We start from the raw sequence: 14,736 nt of genomic DNA, 5'->3' as shown, positions 1-14,736 counted from the left end.
AAGTGATCAATCTGGCTTTTGGGAACCATCCCACTCCTTGATATATCGCTCTAAAAATTTGATTTGGCCAGTTCTGTGCTCTAAAGTATCTTTCACCACATCCCCAACAGAAACCACCCCCACTACCTTGCCTTGATCCACTACAGGTAAGTGACGAATGCGTTTAGAAATCATCGTTTGCATACAGTCACGCAAATCATCTTCATACCCAACCGAGATTGGATTGGCAGTCATCACATCCTTAACCAATACTTCATGAGCACTCAAGCCAGGAAGTAACACTTTAATTGCACAGTCACCCTGGGAAATAATCCCCACCAGTTTTTCAGAATCCATGACCAATACTGAACGCACTAAATTGTCACGCATGAGCTCCAGTACTTTGAAAACATAATCAGAGGATTTAACTGAAACGAGGGCATTTGATTTGTTGGCTAAACAATTTTTTACCAATGGCATACGATGCTTATCCTTTTATATCTATAGAGCAATATCAGTCTTGAAAACTCCAACTAGCATGATCAATTGAACATTGATTGATTCTATCTAAACTAGCGACTGAATAAAACAAAAAACAAAAGCCCTATAGATTAATAAATCCATCTTGGGCCCATCAGGATGGTATTTGAGCTTTTTCCTAGGGAAAATCCTCAATAGATTAGGCAACATAGCCATGCAGCCAAGTAAGAGGCTGGTTTTTTTGAGGGCTTAGGTACGGCTCTTGAACTTTAAATTCCAGCTATTACCGTTTTTATCCCAATACTCTCGGTAGATAGGGGAACCATCATTTTGACCAATCGGCTGATCAATCACTAGCGTGGATGTAGATTCCGGGGCATAAATCGCTTCTGGGGGTCGAGCTGTTTTCATTTTTAGACTTTCAGCTCTAAATGCGGCAATCTCATTACTGACTTTAGTTGCACGCGCACTCCACTCAGCCTTCTTCAGCCACTGAACCGATGGCACAACAGTGACATTAATTTGGCGCTTACTAGCTAAGCCAATAATTTCTTTCACATCATCATTAGCAAAGGCAAGGCAACCATCAGAAGCTTTTGGAGCTCTACTGTAGGTGTCCTTAGGTACACCATGTAGCCAAATTCCTGAGCCACTGATATCGAGCTTCTTATCGAGCGCATTAGGAAAACTGAGTTCCAGCGCTCCAGCACCAAAAATAGATCTCAACTGTTGCTTAGGAATCTGCATCGTAACGGAGTAAACGCCAAGGGGTGATTTGAGATCGCCCTCTTTTTGCTTACCCACCCCTAATTTACCTATGGTAACGAAATAATCTTTCTCCCAAACTGGGTCACCATCCTTGTTCCGCAACAGATAGGCACGGGAAATAGAGGCGTCAATCAAGAGGACATCGGCATGTTTAGGCATCTTCAGCACCTGCGCTGGGCGCAGGTCAGCTAAATTAGGCATGACTGAATTTCTTAACTGCAACTCAGACAATAAATTTTGGGGAGCTTCCCCATCGCGCACTTCACTCTTCGCCTTATTAGCAATTGCTCCACCCGCCAAAGCAGTCAGCAACTCAGCTCGCATAAATGTTGCCAAACGAAAATTGGGATGCTCAGACTCGGACTTATTTAATAGGTCCATCGCTTTATCTAGATTGCCATTGCGAACCAACTCTTGAGTAGCCTGACGAACCGTAGCATCGCCATTAGCCTGACAAATCATGGGCGCTATACAAAAACTCGCAATGAATAAGTGCTTAAGACGCAATTTTTAGGCTCCGCTATCGAGAGGTAAGTTATTTATTAAATTCACGAACAATCAACCAGGTTCCCTTGTCATTTACCCATTCCAAAGCCTTCACGGAATTCGTATTGACGTTGGCGGAATTGTACTTCTGCCTAAAGGTAACAACAATCTTGCCCTTAGATTTGACTACTTTCATGACGCTAATTTCAACATTGATCGCACCTGGCTTAGCAACCCTCTGCTTCCTTTGCTCTAACCAATCTGAATAAGACAATCCCTTATCAGGCGAAAAACTGGGCGAGTAAAAGGCCAAATAGGACTTCACGTTTTTAGACGACCACGCTTTGACCCAGTCACTCATATTGGCATTAATGGTTTCAAGCTCTTGTGGAGAAGGTGTAGCGTCTTTTTCAACCGCCGCAACGGTTGCTGCTGGTGCTTCAACAACTGGCGTAGCTACAGGACTTGTTTTAGGTGCCTGAACATTAGCTACCTGAGTAGGGGCCGATGTTGAGGCTGGTGCTGGAGGAGGTGCTTTTGGAGCCTGCGCCACTACGACAGGCTTATCCACCAAGTCAGCGCCACTACTAGATGCGGCCAAAAGAATCGGTGCAGGGGCTGAATTTTTTTCGTTCAAGGCTTTCGCATAGGCTTCTGCAGCCTGTGCTGAGTAAATCTTGCGTAAGCTTCTGTAGGCTGGTGATGAAGTATTGAGTGCGGTTTCCAGGACCTTACGCGCTTGGTCTTTTTTATCCATTCCCCATAAGGCAACTGCGTAGTTATTGGCCACCAAAAGATTGGTACGGTCCTTTTCGTAGTAAGGCTCTAAGAGATTGGCAGCATCTTGCCAACGGCCTAACATCAGTAAGGCCGTAGCCTTAGTATTTGCATAGTCAATCGGTGACAAATCCTTCTTCATGGACTCGGTCTGCGCAAGCGCTGCTTTGGTGTCCCCTTTTAAAAGGAGGCTTTCCACTGGTTGCGGAGTCACATAAGCGGACGCAGGAGAAGCGCCCAAAAAACACAACAATACGGTGCCATGAAGCAATTGCAGGAGTTTGTACGTTAGGCAGTACTTACTACCTCTATTTAGGGGGACTTCAGTCAAATTGAGTGGCATTGGGTGGAAAAGGGCAATTAAACCCGTCGATTCTAGCATTTTCGTAATAATGAGCAATCTTGATGCCTATATAGAGCAATTCATTCCATTCTGACCCCCTAAAAACCACTAAAAAATTGACTATTGAGAAGGTCTATTTACCCATAGATTGTAAGCATTTATCTGTCTTTTCAAAAAACGCCAAGTCCAGCATCATCAACTCTCCACTAAAATAGTCAAAACAAGCAACCTTGCAAACAGACTCCTTTTTTAGGGCCAGTAAATACGTGAAATACCTTATCGCTATCCTCCTTTTATCCACCCAACTCGTTTTTGCTCAAAGCTCAGAAAGCGAGAAGCAAGGTGCTATTGGAGTTCGCTACAGCAGAAATGCCGAAGGGATGATTGTTGTTAAATATGTTGAGGATAAGTCACCAGCAGCTCAGGCTGGGATTCAGGTCAATGACGTCATGATTAGTATCGATGGGTCCAACCTGAAGGGGATGGATCCAGCCAAAGTTAAAAATGTTCTTCGCGGCAAAGTCGGCAGTACGGTTGAAATCAAGCTAGAGAACTCTCAAACCAAGGCTGAGTACTCGGCAAGCCTAGTCCGCAGGATTGTGCAATTTGGAGCGGGGGATGCCCCCAAAGATGCTGCCAAAAACAGTCCTCCAGCTGAAGTCAGTCCAAAATTAGATGCGCCAAAGATCAGCACGAAACCTTCTGAAAAAACGCCTGCTCCCCCTACTCCTATTGCACCCCCTAAAGCCGGGATCGAACAAACTGCTTCTGCAACTTCCACTGCTTCTTCTGCCTCCGCTGCCTCCGCCGCCACTAGCACCTCTAAATACTTTATTCAAACTGGCGCTTTTTTTACAAAAGAAATTGCAAATGATCAGGTAGCCGCCTTTAATCAAAAAGGGTATGTCAGCTTTGTTGATCCTGCAGTCATTAATGGCAGCAATGTGTATCGTGTTCGGATTGGGCCCTTGACGACACAGCAAAGTGTTGAAGCACTGTCAAAAAAATTAGCCAGTCAAGGCATTACAAACTCAATCATTGAGGCTGCGCCAACAACTTCAAAGAATTGATCTAGACCATATGAAACACACCCACCTCATTAAATTAATGACAGGCAACGATTTAGCAAGCTTAGCTAAATCCTGTTTTTCGCATCCAATATTGAATTAAATTATGCAAATTATCTGGATTTCGGGAGCAACCTCTCATTACCGAAAATTTAATATCACCAAAACCCAGTTGACACGATTCGCTGCAGTACTGAGCTTTCTGTTCATCATGATTGGGAGCGCCGTCTATTTCTTAGGTTTTAGAGTTGCGATTAAGTTCGATCCTGATATGGCGCGTGATATGGGCGGCGTAATCACCTCAGAAGAGCTTTACCACTTAGAAGATGAATATCGCGAGAGGCTAACAAAACTCCAGAACACTCTAAAATCAATGGATCAAAAAATTGAGACCTTGAGCAAGATTAACGAGCAATATGCTGCGCTAGCAACCCCGCTCCCGATGAAGGAAAAGCGCAAAGAGAAGGACTCTGGGGATAACGCAGGTCGAGGCGGTCCTTACATCCCCTTCTTTTCCCCTCATGTAAATTCTGAAGAAAATACTAGCTTAAGAGCAATGCTCAAAAAAACGCTGGATTCGACTGGAAGTTTGAACAAAAAAATACAGTCATTGGAAGAGGCTTGGCTTGAAAAATATGAGCGCTTAATTCCTTTGCCTACAAAACCACCCTTAGTTGCCGGCTATGGCTTGAGTAGCAATTTCGGTGCACGGATGGACCCCATTACCAATAATCCCGCCTTTCACCCTGGAATCGATTTCAATGCAAAACCTGGCACCCCCGTTTTAGCGGCGGGCAGCGGCACGGTCATCAAGGCTAAGCGCGACCCGGAACTAGGAAACGTGATTGAGATCAAACATACTGAGGGCTTTACTAGTCTGTATGCGCACTGCCAGAAACTATTAGTAGAACAGGGCGATACCGTTAGTCGTGGTCAACTCATTGCCGAGGTGGGTAATACAGGCCGATCAACAGGCCCCCATCTTCATTTCAGTGTGTATCGAAATGGCAACCTACTAAATCCAATGGATGTGTTGGCCTTTACTAAGTCTTCGGCAAACAAAGAAAACTAAGAAGAAATTCCTGAATCTTGCTTAATCCTGTCGATAGTACTTTGTAGTTGCGAAGCCGAATCAGGATTAGTGTTTGGCTCAGCTCTCTTGGAAATCATCTGACCGTTGAGTGTGGCGCCAGGCTCAATCCCGATGGTGTCGTAAGTAACGTCTCCATGGACATTAGCAGTCGTGTGTAATTCAACTCTCTCATGAGCGTAAGTATTGCCGTTAACCATACCCGCAATCAGAATTCTGAAGGCATAAATATCGCCATGCACCTCCCCGCCTTTACCAATTGCGATGGTGATTCTTTGACCAGCGCGCTCCTCAATATTGCCAAAAATCTTCCCATCCACTCTGACACTTTCAGAAACGATCATTGCACCATGAAATTCGGTAGCGCTTCCGATAATGGTTCCAAAAGATTCGATTTGAGGCTCAGAAAACTTGTTCTCATTATTTTTTTTACCAAACATAATCGCACCTCATTAATTTTGCTTGCTCAGAAAAGAAGGAATTGATGAGGAGTCATCCCCTATGAACTCGCTAGACTTCATCGACTGCATTTGTGAGCGAGCCTGCATACCAGCTAGTTTTTTATTGCTCCGATATCGATCTAGTATCAAAATACCTTTACCTAGACCAGAATAAATAGAGCTTAATTTAGATACGGGAATTGCACGCTCGCGCTTTTTATCGAGGATTTGTTTTGCGACAAAAGCTCCAAATCGGCAAAAGTAAGTGGAAATTGCAGCATTGCTAGAGACACAGAAAAAGTCTTCATAGACAAAGTGATCAATATCATTAGCACGCAAGACAGGAGGAGTGATATGACACATCCCCAATGAACCAAGATTGGTAGAGATGCTGGTTTCTAAAAAATTGGCCTCGACTCTACTCGGTACCGCCATGATGGATTGCTTGTTTTTAGAAATCAATGGGGAATTTCGTAATACATATTCCAGTATAAAAATTTCAGTGCTGGCCAATTCAAATTTAGAGGTCGAGGTTGGAACTAAAATGATATCGAAATCATGCATGAAATTTTCGGCCATATTTGGCGTCCAGGTGAGATCAGAAATACTGACATCAAAGCCTGTTGAAAATTTACGTAAAGAAGATCGCGCACTCAATAAAGTCATGCCAGCACTTTGATAGGACATTTCTGCGCGAAAAGTTTCAATTCCAATATTAGGGGCTTTTTTGACCCATGCTGAAGAGGAACTTTGCTCATCGTAATCAATCAATGAAACCTTCAAATTTTCTTGAAGCGCTAGGTACGCAGCAAGATTGGCGGCAATAGTGCTCTTGCCAACCCCACCCTTGCGGTTTGTTACTAGGACTTTTATGGTTTCCATGATGATTCTTTAATTTTGCTTTACTGAAATAGGACAATAATCCTATTGCCATGCATCACAATTTGCAACCATTTTCTTATATAAATGAAGAAGTTGCGAAGTGTAATTGTAGAAATGTCATGATTTGTCTTACAGAATCTTTTGTAACAGAGTGCTGACACGTAATAAACCCCTGATCTCAGAGCTAGGAAGGAGTGGGGCTATGGCTTAATCAAATATGAATTGATGGCGTCTCGGTCCTCGAATATAAAAAACCCGCCGAGGCGGGTCTTCACATGGCAAACATGTTTACATTCTCACAACATGCCACATCCCATTGGGGGATGGATCGCCTTTACGGTCATCCGCTTTCTTATCCATGAGGAAGAAGTACAGAGGCTTACCCTTAAAAGCGAACTGTTTTTTACCGTCATCGCGAGTAATGATTGAGTAGTCGCCGTAGGATGTTGCATTCGCATCAACCAATAATGGTGGCCAATTATTTGCACAATCGCCATTGCAGGTTGATTTTCCAGAACCAGCCTGGTCGCCATCAAAAGTGTAGAGTGTCATGTTAGTCATACTGACTAAAATCCCATCATTTGTTTTAACAATACTTCGATTCTCTGATAACGGAACACAAGCAGCTAAAGAGATGCTGGCCAGTAATGCTATGCTGAGTTTTTGAATCGTATTCATATTGATCCTTTTTTGTAGAGCCCCGAAATTGATTCAATATCAATCCGGGGTCATGTACATACTGTAGTAAGCAAACCTTAAAGCTTGCTTTTTAAATTAGACTTAGCATCACCTAAGCCTGCCTGTATCTTTCCAACCGTTTTTTGAGCCATTCCCTCTGCCGCGAGAGATTTATTGCCAACCATATTGCCGGCAACTTCTTTAACCTTGCCCTTCACTTCCTCTACACGGCCTTTAACTTGATCTTTATTCATAGTGAACTCCTTAGTATTTCGTTAAACAACGGAACAACTGATGTCTTGGAATAAAAGGACCAAAACACCAAAAATACGAGTATTTATCTCGCACAATCTTTATTTAGTAAAAGGGTTGTTACTACCCTTCACTCGCATATCGTTCTTTACCGCGGTAACACCAGGAATACTTTTGGCAATCTCCACGGCTTTCTTGGTTTGATCAGTAGTGCTGACAAAGCCACTCAGCTGAACTTCGCCTTTAAAGGTCTCGACGGTGATTTCTGAAGACTTCAAAGTAGGTTCATTAAAGATTGCTGTTTTGACTTTGGCAGTGAGCACGCTGTTATCTACATACTGACCAGCACTTTCTTTTGCATCTGAAGCTGCATAGGCTGATAGGGAGATTAAAAGACTTGAAAAGATTAAAGCGGAGAATTTTTTAATGGGACTCATGGAGTTCTTTCGGATAGTGATAATTGACTAAATTCAGGTGTCAATAATTCCTGAGGTACAACTTGAGACTAAGCCTCAAATTCGAATTTGCTTGTTCGATATCAGACATAGGAAAATATTTTTATCTATGTGTCCTGACAGACTTAAAAATGCATCTACAAACTCTATAGTGATTTGTGAGTTATTTTTTAACTCACCTGAATAGAGGATCCTCTATTCACACCCTCAGGAGAAATATATGACAATCGATCCAAAATCAAGTAATTCCGGACACGCCACGCCACAAGAAACCCATACCAAGGCAGCTCAACATTGTGATGCAGCCTCTTCGGCTCACAAAGAAGCTGCCAAGCATTGCGCATCTGGTGATGTGAAGCAAGCGGGGTATCATGCTGCCGTAGCTCAAGGTCATACTGTTCAGGCACATGAGCATAGCGAAATGGCTTGCAAAAATGCAGCTAATTCAGCCCCAGCAATGAAATAAAGTAGCCTAGTAATGCTGCCTTGAGGGGCTTATAAACCCGTTTAAGCTGGTTTACCCAAGAGAATTCAACCCCACCAGATATTTTGGTGGGGTTTTTAATTACATGAAATTTTTCTATGTACGATACCGAACATAGTAATTATCATTCTAAGAAGTATATTCTGAAGGTCTCTAACCGAGAAATAACATCTAGGGGACCGTATGTCACTGTTGGCCATGAAGGATCAAAATGATCTTTTTAAATCAATTCCAGCTCTGGAATGGGAGAGGCTTTTACCCCATATAGAAACGTCTGTTTTGCTACTTGGCAAGGTTTTATACGAGCCAAATATGAAAATGAGTCACGTCTACTTTCCCTCTACTGCCATTGTTTCCCTGCTCTATGCACTAGAAAATGGCTCCTCAGCAGAGATTGCTGTTGTAGGGCGTGAAGGCCTTGTCGGTATTTCCATCTTTATGGGGGGTGAATCTACCTCCAGTAGAGCCGTTGTCCAAAGTGCTGGACTCGGTTACAAAATCAAATCCAGCATCATATTGAAAGAATTTAATAATGCAGGTCCATTAATGCACCTGCTCTTGCGGTATACCCAAGCGCTAATCACTCAAATGACGCAAACGGCAGTCTGCAATCGCCATCACACACTCGATCAGCAATTTTGTCGCTGGCTATTATTAAGCTTGGATCGACTGCCAAGTAATGAGCTCATCATGACCCAAGAACTCATTGCCAATATGTTGGGAGTGCGTAGGGAGGGTGTGAGTGAAGCGGCACTCAAGGTACAAAAAGCAGGCCTGATTAAATATGCTCGTGGACACATTTCTATTCTGGATAGAGCTGGCCTAGAACATCGCACTTGTGAGTGCTATCAGGTAGTCAAGAGTGAGTACGACCGTCTGCTTCCAAATAAATTGGCTGTTTAGTTCGATATCGGACAGACCAAATCCATTTGTAGATTGATAGTAGAGGCGGGATAAGAAGTAGTAATGTCATTTGTGCCCTGTTGCCCAAGCAAGGTTATTCACTCAACACGAAGGCATAACAAATGAATCGGAACTTCCTACTCAATTTATTACCAAAAATTAATCAAGAGCTTATTTTTTCCAAGGCCACACTCACTGAATTTAAGCTCTCTCAAATTATCTGTATAGCTGATAAACAGACTGATTACATCTATTTTCCAATAGATGGCTTTATTTCCATTACCCAAAGCATTGATGAACACCCCCCTCTCGAAGTAGGCATGATTGGCAGAGAGGGCATGCTAGGCGCTGAGCATATCCTTGGTATCAACACTAACCCTTTTGGTGCCCTTGTTCAGGGTATAGGAAGCGCCTGGAAAATAGCAGCACAGGATTTCTTACTTGAAATTCAAAACAGTATTGAACTTAAAGATACAGTGAGCTCCTATCTTGCGGTGCGAAATAAGCAACTGGGATTATCAGTTGCCTGTGAGCACTTTCATGAAATCGGTCCACGCTTTGCAAAGTGGCTTCTCATGAGTCAGGACCGAGCGCAGTCCCCTGCTTTCTTAATGACACATGAATTTATCGCTCTCATGCTGGGAGTAAGGCGAGTAGGCATTACAACCATCGCAGCAGATTTCAGAAGAAGAGGTCTGATTGAGTACCATCGCGGAGAAATGAAAGTGCTGAATCGAGTTGCACTGAAGGCTGAGGCTTGCAGTTGCTACTTAAAGAATCGGAAGATCTTTACCTCCATGATTGGCTAGAAACTCTATTCAAATACCTTAAATTTCACTTGAAAAGAGAGTGAACCAGATACATGATCACCAATAGTCGGTATCACCAACAAGTTTAGTCCGACCCAGTCGCCTTCTATTGTAAAAGCAGGTAATACTGCGGGAAACCAGCCGCCATTATTATTGCTAGAGTAGCCGTTGAAGCCGCCTGCTACTATACCAACCTTAACTGGACCAATCGCAATTGGCTGCCAATATATCCCAATATAGTTTGATTGATGATAGTGGCTATTACGAAAGGCACCCGCTGTAATGGATGCTACCGATGAAAATTGGTATTCACCACCAAAGCCATAGTTGACTGCATTGAAGTTCTGACTTTGATCAAAATGGTATGACAGTAGCCCAGGATTTATCCAAACCGCACTTTTGCTACTGGGTGTGATGACATCAATGGGCCCATATGAATCAGCTGAATAGGACTGATTTGCGCCAATGAAAAAACTGAGGAATAGCAGTGTTTTAAATAACTTGATCATGTTTTACAGCTCAACATTCATAAAAAGACGCTGGTCGATGGAGAAATCGCTAAAAAACTCCATCAAGCACAGCGCCGGTACAGCAAAATTACTTCAACACTTCAGACTTATAGTCTTTCATTTGTTTTTCAAAAATCTGAATCTGCTGCTCAACCTCATCTTTAGTAATCCCATAAGCTTCTTGAATTTTCCCCGCCAACTCCACTCTCTTACCAGCAATGAGGTCTAGTTGATCATCAGTGAGCTTGCCCCATCGAACACGAACCTTACCCTTAAATTGCTTCCAGTTGCCTTCCACGATATCCCAATTCATATAAAACCCTCCCTTGTATGAAAGATCATCCTAGATCACAAACATGCTAGTAGTTAGTACGATGCCGAACACAAAAAATATATTTTTAATATGCGATTTATGTCTGATGCCGAACAGTGACATGCCTACTCGAAACGTATATTGGTGAGTAGAAACTTTCTGAAAGGAATTTCAAATGCTAGGAACCATTGTTTTAGTACTCTTAATTTTGATGTTGCTGGGCGCCATTCCTGCGTGGCCGCACAGTAGAAATTGGGGCTATGCACCAAGCGGAGGATTGGGTCTGGTGATATTGGTTCTAATCATCCTCCTAGTGATGGGCAGAATTTAAACTAACGAACGAAAGATATAAGATGAAAATTGACAATAAATTTAAAGCCGTATTTGCTTCAATGATGATTGTTTCTGGACTAGCGGCCTGCGACAAGCCAGGACCGGCGGAAACAGCGGGCAAGAAAGTTGATCAAGTCGCTGAAAATGTCACAACGGCAGTATCTAATTCTGCTGACAAGGCAGACAAAGCCATGTCAGAACAAGGAAAGGCTACAGGTCAAGCTTTAGATGACACCCAAATTACTGCTAAGGTGAAAACAGCCCTACTAAACGCGCCTGGATTACAGTCTATGAAAATCACCGTGGATACTGAAAAAGGGAAAGTGACTCTATCTGGATCTGCTGACAGTCAAGCTAATGTAGATAAAGCAGTGAAGGTCACTGAGGCAGTTGAAGGTGTTCAGTCAGTCAAGAATAAACTGATGATTTCAAAATAAGATTGTTGTACTAGTAAAAAAGCCGCTATCATTAGCGGCTTTTTTATTGACCCACCCTGCAGCACTTCATCAATTGACTGTTGACTTTGTTGAATTCGATTTTGGGGGATTTTTGGTTTTATCTTTTTGATACTGGTCATAGATATATCCTCCAGCGGCGCCTACTGCAGCACCACCAGCAGCACCCCATAAGAGGCCGCCACCAGTCAGGGCGCCTATACCAACGCCAGCCGCAGTACCAATCGCTGCACCCGATAAGGTGCGTTGCTGAGTATCACTCATGTTGGTGCAGGCAGATAATGCCAATATAGATGAGGCAGATAAAACTAAAATGGTTGTTTTCATAATATTTTCCTATTCACTGAATGAATTATTAACGAACAATTTTGTTCACAGCATTTGCAGGTGACATGCTTGAGGCATCGCAAGGAAAGCGTACTGCTAAAAAGCGAAGCAATGCATCTGCTGCAGGCACAGTATTCATGGCAGGGTTTTGCTTGACCCAATCCATAAATTGACTCATGACTTCTCTACGAGACGGAGCCGGCTGAACAACACAAATAAATCCTGGGCCCATTTTGGGGTGACGGGTTACCAAATAGCTGTCATATACCCCTTGACCATAGATATCGCAGTAAGTTTGATGTGTAGAACTGGACTGGTCAGTGCAGACACCTACTAACTCCTGGGTACTAATTGCCATGGGACTGCCCGTAGCGGCGATAGCCACCCCTGTGGACATCAGTAATGAAACCAAAATAATGGATAACTTTTTCATAAGCACCTTCTCTTTCTTATTTAGACTGATAAGTAATTAGTCTAGAAAGTACCTACGTTTTGGTCTGTCTGCTATCAGACATACGGGCAATGAGTCATCTCAGTGCTTAGACTAAAACTCGAGAATTTCCCTTTGACTCTGAAACATCTTATCTTCGCCTGTTAATGGATCTCTGAATGAAATCTCTTTCGCCAATAGCTGAAGGGGTTTTGAAAAATCCAAGTGGAATTCTTGATACGGCGTTAGGATTGGGTAGATCTGATCATGCCGGATGGGAATACCGAGGGCATTAAGATGGCAACGTAATTGGTGCTTCTTCCCACTGCCGGGCGTTAATCGATATTTTGCCCATGGCTGCGACACCGCCAGCAACTCGATTAAGGTATCGGTATTTGACTCACCCTGCACCTCCTGCATCTGCAGAAAATGCTCTGACTCTTCTATCCTACTTTGATAAGTCATTGGTAATTTACGGATTAGCACTTCTGAGTGAGGCGCAATCGCCTCATAGACTTTTTTAACGACACGATCCCTAAATAGATTCTGGTATTGACCCCGTTCCTGTGGGTTCACTGAAAAAATCACTAGCCCAGCAGTATCCCGATCGATCCGATGAATGGGGCTCAGAGTCTGTATTCCCGTTTTTTTCTTGAGCCGATTCAGCAGCGTTTGGTGCAAGTAAAGACCGCTAGGTGTGACTGGTAAAAAATGGGGTTTATCAGCCACCAGAATATGCTCATCCTGAAAAAGAATCTGTTCCTCAAAGGGAATTTCTGGTTCTTGGGCTAAACGGCGAAAATACAGTAAGTGGGTATCAGAAATATAAGCATGATTGGCTTGGACTGGTTCTCCATCAGCAGTCATCACTAGACCCTCGCTAAAGCGGGCCCTCCATTCTGCAGGATCAATATGCGGAAAATGGGCAATGAAGAAATCAAGCAAGCAAGGATAATTCTGTCCTACAGGCAGATACACTCGAGAAGAAGAAACTCCCTCAGAATTGACTTTCATACGCTTTAGATTGAACTCTGGACAAGAATGCATGAGATTATCGCCTTCTCAAGCACCCCTCTTCAGAAACCCCTCTAAAATGCACTGGCACCTTATTAAAGAATCACTAAATCAATAAGAACTATGATTGAACTCTCCGTTTTCGACCTGAGCTTATTGTTCGCTTGCGCCCTATTTGCCGGCCTAGTCGATTCCATCATTGGTGGCGGTGGAATGATCCAGGTACCAGCCCTCTTTGCGGTATTACCGGGCTTCCCGCCAGCCACCCTACTTTCTGTAAATAAATTTGGCTCAATTGTAGGAACCATTGGCTCTGCCATTCAGTACAGCCGAGTAAACAAGAGCCCTTGGGGCTTAGTGATTATTTCTTCTGGGTTCGCCTTCTTTGCCTCTGTTGCTGGAGCCTATCTCGTCACCCAATTACCAACGCAATGGCTGAGAAGTGCTTTGCCATTTTTGCTACTTGCACTCCTGATTTTTAATATGAAGTCGGGTGCCGGCCTCATTCATGCACCTAAACATCAGCCCCGCCAACAAAAAGTAATCGCCTCTTCTGGCGCTGGAATCATTGGCTTTTATGATGGCTTTCTGGGTCCTGGAGCAGGTGCTTTTTACAAGTTGCTCTACACCCGTATTTTGGGATTTGATTTTTTACGCACCGCAGCTCCGGCAAAGTGCCTCAACATCGCCTCTAACTTAGGAGCGCTTTGCGTGTTCTTCTACCTGGGTTATTTTGACTGGAAGCTCGGCTTACTAATGGCCAGTGCCAATCTTGTAGGCGGTCAAATTGGCACCCAGATTGCGATTAAGCAGGGTAATGCTTTTATCCGCAAAGGCTTTTTTATCCTAGTGACTATCTTGATCATCAAAACCTTCTATGATGCTTTTCTAAAGTAAGGTACAACAGTAATAAGTAAGTAAATTACTAAGGTATTCATTATTGTTCATAGATTTATCGTGATTAGGAGAGTACATTGAATTAATGCAGTTTTAATGTAGTCACTAAAAATAGAGAAAAAATGAAAATACTATTGCCAATTGACGGTTCTAAATCCGCACTCAATGCAGCCAAGTATGTCGGTAAGTTGGCTAAAGAGTTGCGAAGCAAGTGCGCAGTGACTCTCATTAGCGTTCATGATGATATCGGGCTCGGTCACGTGAAGCAGTTTGTTGCCACTAACGTCATTAATGATTATCTCTGTGAAGTCAGCGAAAAAGAGTTGAAGCCAGCCCAAAAGGCGCTTGATACTGCTGGTGTCAAACACACTACGGTTATCAGGCGCGGCAATGTAGCGCAAGAAATACTGATGCTTGCTAATAAAGAAAAATTTGATCTGATCGTGATGGGTTCAAAAGGAAGGACTGGCATCATGGATGCCATTATGGGCTCGATTGCGCAGAAAATTAGCAACGCAGCCAAGCAGCCTGTTTTGCTAATTAAGTAAATATTGAATTCATCACC

Annotated in this window: 22 protein-coding genes; 9 read left to right on the top strand and 13 right to left on the bottom strand. The window is 43.3% G+C overall.

Annotated features, from left to right (window positions below):
- Positions 1-6: 6 nt before the first annotated feature.
- The 3 genes from ICN15_RS09345 to ICN15_RS09335 all read right to left on the bottom strand — a co-directional run bounded on the left by ICN15_RS09345 (position 7) and on the right by ICN15_RS09335 (position 2,872).
- The gene (locus tag ICN15_RS09345) at positions 7-459 is read right to left on the bottom strand and encodes a CBS domain-containing protein (RefSeq protein WP_216202475.1); all 453 of its coding nucleotides are present in this window, start codon (positions 457-459) and stop codon (positions 7-9) included.
- 249 nt (positions 460-708) lie between these two features.
- Positions 709-1,734, bottom strand: a complete 1,026-nt coding sequence (locus ICN15_RS09340; protein WP_216202474.1) for a murein L,D-transpeptidase family protein — start codon at positions 1,732-1,734, stop codon at positions 709-711.
- 28 nt (positions 1,735-1,762) lie between these two features.
- Complete coding sequence (locus tag ICN15_RS09335; protein ID WP_216202473.1) at positions 1,763-2,872, bottom strand: tetratricopeptide repeat protein; 1,110 nt, start codon at positions 2,870-2,872, stop codon at positions 1,763-1,765.
- A 227-nt stretch (positions 2,873-3,099) separates the two neighbouring features.
- On the opposite strand from ICN15_RS09335, the gene ICN15_RS09330 reads away from it, so the two are divergent.
- Positions 3,100-3,903, top strand: a complete 804-nt coding sequence (locus ICN15_RS09330; protein WP_216202472.1) for an SPOR domain-containing protein — start codon at positions 3,100-3,102, stop codon at positions 3,901-3,903.
- Between the two features lie 103 nt (positions 3,904-4,006).
- Positions 4,007-4,972: a M23 family metallopeptidase gene (locus ICN15_RS09325; protein ID WP_216202471.1), complete on the top strand. Its 966-nt coding sequence runs from the start codon at positions 4,007-4,009 to the stop codon at positions 4,970-4,972.
- On the opposite strand, the gene ICN15_RS09320 is transcribed toward ICN15_RS09325, so the two are convergent.
- The 5 genes from ICN15_RS09320 to ICN15_RS09300 all read right to left on the bottom strand — a co-directional run bounded on the left by ICN15_RS09320 (position 4,969) and on the right by ICN15_RS09300 (position 7,679).
- Entirely contained in the window at positions 4,969-5,430 is a 462-nt protein-coding gene (locus ICN15_RS09320) for a polymer-forming cytoskeletal protein (protein WP_216202470.1), read from the bottom strand. The two genes, ICN15_RS09325 and ICN15_RS09320, sit on opposite strands and share 4 nt — an antisense overlap.
- Before the next feature lie 12 nt (positions 5,431-5,442).
- Positions 5,443-6,312 (bottom strand): AAA family ATPase, encoded by an 870-nt coding sequence (locus tag ICN15_RS09315; protein ID WP_216202469.1) that lies wholly within the window; start codon positions 6,310-6,312, stop codon positions 5,443-5,445.
- A gap of 288 nt (positions 6,313-6,600) precedes the next feature.
- Positions 6,601-6,990, bottom strand: coding sequence for a hypothetical protein (locus ICN15_RS09310; RefSeq protein WP_216202468.1), 390 nt, complete (start codon positions 6,988-6,990; stop codon positions 6,601-6,603).
- A 77-nt stretch (positions 6,991-7,067) separates the two neighbouring features.
- Positions 7,068-7,244 (bottom strand): CsbD family protein, encoded by a 177-nt coding sequence (locus tag ICN15_RS09305; RefSeq protein WP_216202467.1) that lies wholly within the window; start codon positions 7,242-7,244, stop codon positions 7,068-7,070.
- A gap of 99 nt (positions 7,245-7,343) precedes the next feature.
- On the bottom strand, positions 7,344-7,679 hold the full coding sequence (locus ICN15_RS09300; RefSeq protein WP_216202466.1) for a BON domain-containing protein: 336 nt from the start codon (positions 7,677-7,679) through the stop codon (positions 7,344-7,346).
- A 238-nt stretch (positions 7,680-7,917) separates the two neighbouring features.
- Here ICN15_RS09300 and ICN15_RS09295 point away from each other — a divergent pair, with 238 nt between their 5' ends.
- The 3 genes from ICN15_RS09295 (at position 7,918) to ICN15_RS09285 (ending at position 9,893) form a co-directional block, all read left to right on the top strand.
- Complete coding sequence (locus ICN15_RS09295; protein WP_216202465.1) at positions 7,918-8,163, top strand: hypothetical protein; 246 nt, start codon at positions 7,918-7,920, stop codon at positions 8,161-8,163.
- A gap of 201 nt (positions 8,164-8,364) precedes the next feature.
- Positions 8,365-9,084 carry a Crp/Fnr family transcriptional regulator gene (locus ICN15_RS09290; protein WP_216202464.1) on the top strand — a complete coding sequence of 240 codons (720 nt, stop codon included), beginning with the start codon at positions 8,365-8,367 and terminating at the stop codon, positions 9,082-9,084.
- Between the two features lie 122 nt (positions 9,085-9,206).
- The gene (locus tag ICN15_RS09285; RefSeq protein WP_216202463.1) at positions 9,207-9,893 is read left to right on the top strand and encodes a Crp/Fnr family transcriptional regulator; all 687 of its coding nucleotides are present in this window, start codon (positions 9,207-9,209) and stop codon (positions 9,891-9,893) included.
- 5 nt (positions 9,894-9,898) lie between these two features.
- Here the strand turns inward: ICN15_RS09285 and ICN15_RS09280 are convergent, their stop codons facing one another.
- Complete coding sequence (locus ICN15_RS09280) at positions 9,899-10,402, bottom strand: hypothetical protein (RefSeq protein WP_216202462.1); 504 nt, start codon at positions 10,400-10,402, stop codon at positions 9,899-9,901.
- A gap of 88 nt (positions 10,403-10,490) precedes the next feature.
- On the bottom strand, positions 10,491-10,715 hold the full coding sequence (locus ICN15_RS09275) for a CsbD family protein (RefSeq protein WP_216202461.1): 225 nt from the start codon (positions 10,713-10,715) through the stop codon (positions 10,491-10,493).
- A 175-nt stretch (positions 10,716-10,890) separates the two neighbouring features.
- Between ICN15_RS09275 and ICN15_RS09270 the strand changes: the two genes are divergently transcribed.
- Positions 10,891-11,046, top strand: a complete 156-nt coding sequence (locus ICN15_RS09270; RefSeq protein WP_216202460.1) for a DUF3309 family protein — start codon at positions 10,891-10,893, stop codon at positions 11,044-11,046.
- Positions 11,047-11,068: 22 nt separating this feature from the next.
- Positions 11,069-11,485, top strand: coding sequence for a BON domain-containing protein (locus ICN15_RS09265; RefSeq protein ID WP_216202459.1), 417 nt, complete (start codon positions 11,069-11,071; stop codon positions 11,483-11,485).
- A gap of 69 nt (positions 11,486-11,554) precedes the next feature.
- Here ICN15_RS09265 and ICN15_RS09260 read toward each other — a convergent pair whose 3' ends face one another.
- The 3 genes from ICN15_RS09260 to ICN15_RS09250 all read right to left on the bottom strand — a co-directional run bounded on the left by ICN15_RS09260 (position 11,555) and on the right by ICN15_RS09250 (position 13,307).
- The gene (locus tag ICN15_RS09260) at positions 11,555-11,830 is read right to left on the bottom strand and encodes a YMGG-like glycine zipper-containing protein (RefSeq protein WP_216862833.1); all 276 of its coding nucleotides are present in this window, start codon (positions 11,828-11,830) and stop codon (positions 11,555-11,557) included.
- Positions 11,831-11,858: 28 nt separating this feature from the next.
- On the bottom strand, positions 11,859-12,263 hold the full coding sequence (locus tag ICN15_RS09255) for a Rap1a/Tai family immunity protein (RefSeq protein ID WP_216202458.1): 405 nt from the start codon (positions 12,261-12,263) through the stop codon (positions 11,859-11,861).
- A 111-nt stretch (positions 12,264-12,374) separates the two neighbouring features.
- The gene (locus ICN15_RS09250; protein ID WP_255532950.1) at positions 12,375-13,307 is read right to left on the bottom strand and encodes a pseudouridine synthase; all 933 of its coding nucleotides are present in this window, start codon (positions 13,305-13,307) and stop codon (positions 12,375-12,377) included.
- 90 nt (positions 13,308-13,397) lie between these two features.
- Here ICN15_RS09250 and ICN15_RS09245 point away from each other — a divergent pair, with 90 nt between their 5' ends.
- Both ICN15_RS09245 and ICN15_RS09240 read left to right on the top strand, forming a co-directional pair.
- The gene (locus tag ICN15_RS09245; RefSeq protein WP_216202457.1) at positions 13,398-14,171 is read left to right on the top strand and encodes a TSUP family transporter; all 774 of its coding nucleotides are present in this window, start codon (positions 13,398-13,400) and stop codon (positions 14,169-14,171) included.
- Between the two features lie 122 nt (positions 14,172-14,293).
- Positions 14,294-14,719 carry a universal stress protein gene (locus ICN15_RS09240; RefSeq protein WP_216202456.1) on the top strand — a complete coding sequence of 142 codons (426 nt, stop codon included), beginning with the start codon at positions 14,294-14,296 and terminating at the stop codon, positions 14,717-14,719.
- The last annotated feature ends 17 nt before the right edge of the window (positions 14,720-14,736 follow it).

The sequence above is a fragment of the Polynucleobacter sp. CS-Odin-A6 genome (assembly GCF_018882095.1).
Lineage (GTDB): Bacteria > Pseudomonadota > Gammaproteobacteria > Burkholderiales > Burkholderiaceae > Polynucleobacter.
The sequence above is the reverse complement of the archived record's forward strand: the minus strand, read 5'-3'. Positions and strand labels throughout refer to the sequence as shown.

Bases quoted from the DNA above. Each gene is read 5' to 3' on its own strand.
- ICN15_RS09345 (WP_216202475.1), bottom strand. From the start codon at position 459: ATGCCATTGGTAAAAAATTGTTTAGCCAACAAATCAAATGCCCTCGTT.
- ICN15_RS09335 (WP_216202473.1), bottom strand. From the start codon at position 2,872: ATGCTAGAATCGACGGGTTTAATTGCCCTTTTCCACCCAATGCCACTC.
- ICN15_RS09325 (WP_216202471.1), top strand. From the start codon at position 4,007: ATGCAAATTATCTGGATTTCGGGAGCAACCTCTCATTACCGAAAATTT.
- ICN15_RS09320 (WP_216202470.1), bottom strand. From the start codon at position 5,430: ATGTTTGGTAAAAAAAATAATGAGAACAAGTTTTCTGAGCCTCAAATC.
- ICN15_RS09315 (WP_216202469.1), bottom strand. From the start codon at position 6,312: ATGGAAACCATAAAAGTCCTAGTAACAAACCGCAAGGGTGGGGTTGGC.
- ICN15_RS09310 (WP_216202468.1), bottom strand. From the start codon at position 6,990: ATGAATACGATTCAAAAACTCAGCATAGCATTACTGGCCAGCATCTCT.
- ICN15_RS09305 (WP_216202467.1), bottom strand. From the start codon at position 7,244: ATGAATAAAGATCAAGTTAAAGGCCGTGTAGAGGAAGTGAAGGGCAAG.
- ICN15_RS09300 (WP_216202466.1), bottom strand. From the start codon at position 7,679: ATGAGTCCCATTAAAAAATTCTCCGCTTTAATCTTTTCAAGTCTTTTA.
- ICN15_RS09295 (WP_216202465.1), top strand. From the start codon at position 7,918: ATGACAATCGATCCAAAATCAAGTAATTCCGGACACGCCACGCCACAA.
- ICN15_RS09290 (WP_216202464.1), top strand. From the start codon at position 8,365: ATGTCACTGTTGGCCATGAAGGATCAAAATGATCTTTTTAAATCAATT.
- ICN15_RS09285 (WP_216202463.1), top strand. From the start codon at position 9,207: ATGAATCGGAACTTCCTACTCAATTTATTACCAAAAATTAATCAAGAG.
- ICN15_RS09280 (WP_216202462.1), bottom strand. From the start codon at position 10,402: ATGATCAAGTTATTTAAAACACTGCTATTCCTCAGTTTTTTCATTGGC.
- ICN15_RS09275 (WP_216202461.1), bottom strand. From the start codon at position 10,715: ATGAATTGGGATATCGTGGAAGGCAACTGGAAGCAATTTAAGGGTAAG.
- ICN15_RS09270 (WP_216202460.1), top strand. From the start codon at position 10,891: ATGCTAGGAACCATTGTTTTAGTACTCTTAATTTTGATGTTGCTGGGC.
- ICN15_RS09265 (WP_216202459.1), top strand. From the start codon at position 11,069: ATGAAAATTGACAATAAATTTAAAGCCGTATTTGCTTCAATGATGATT.
- ICN15_RS09260 (WP_216862833.1), bottom strand. From the start codon at position 11,830: ATGAAAACAACCATTTTAGTTTTATCTGCCTCATCTATATTGGCATTA.
- ICN15_RS09255 (WP_216202458.1), bottom strand. From the start codon at position 12,263: ATGAAAAAGTTATCCATTATTTTGGTTTCATTACTGATGTCCACAGGG.
- ICN15_RS09250 (WP_255532950.1), bottom strand. From the start codon at position 13,307: ATGCATTCTTGTCCAGAGTTCAATCTAAAGCGTATGAAAGTCAATTCT.
- ICN15_RS09245 (WP_216202457.1), top strand. From the start codon at position 13,398: ATGATTGAACTCTCCGTTTTCGACCTGAGCTTATTGTTCGCTTGCGCC.
- ICN15_RS09240 (WP_216202456.1), top strand. From the start codon at position 14,294: ATGAAAATACTATTGCCAATTGACGGTTCTAAATCCGCACTCAATGCA.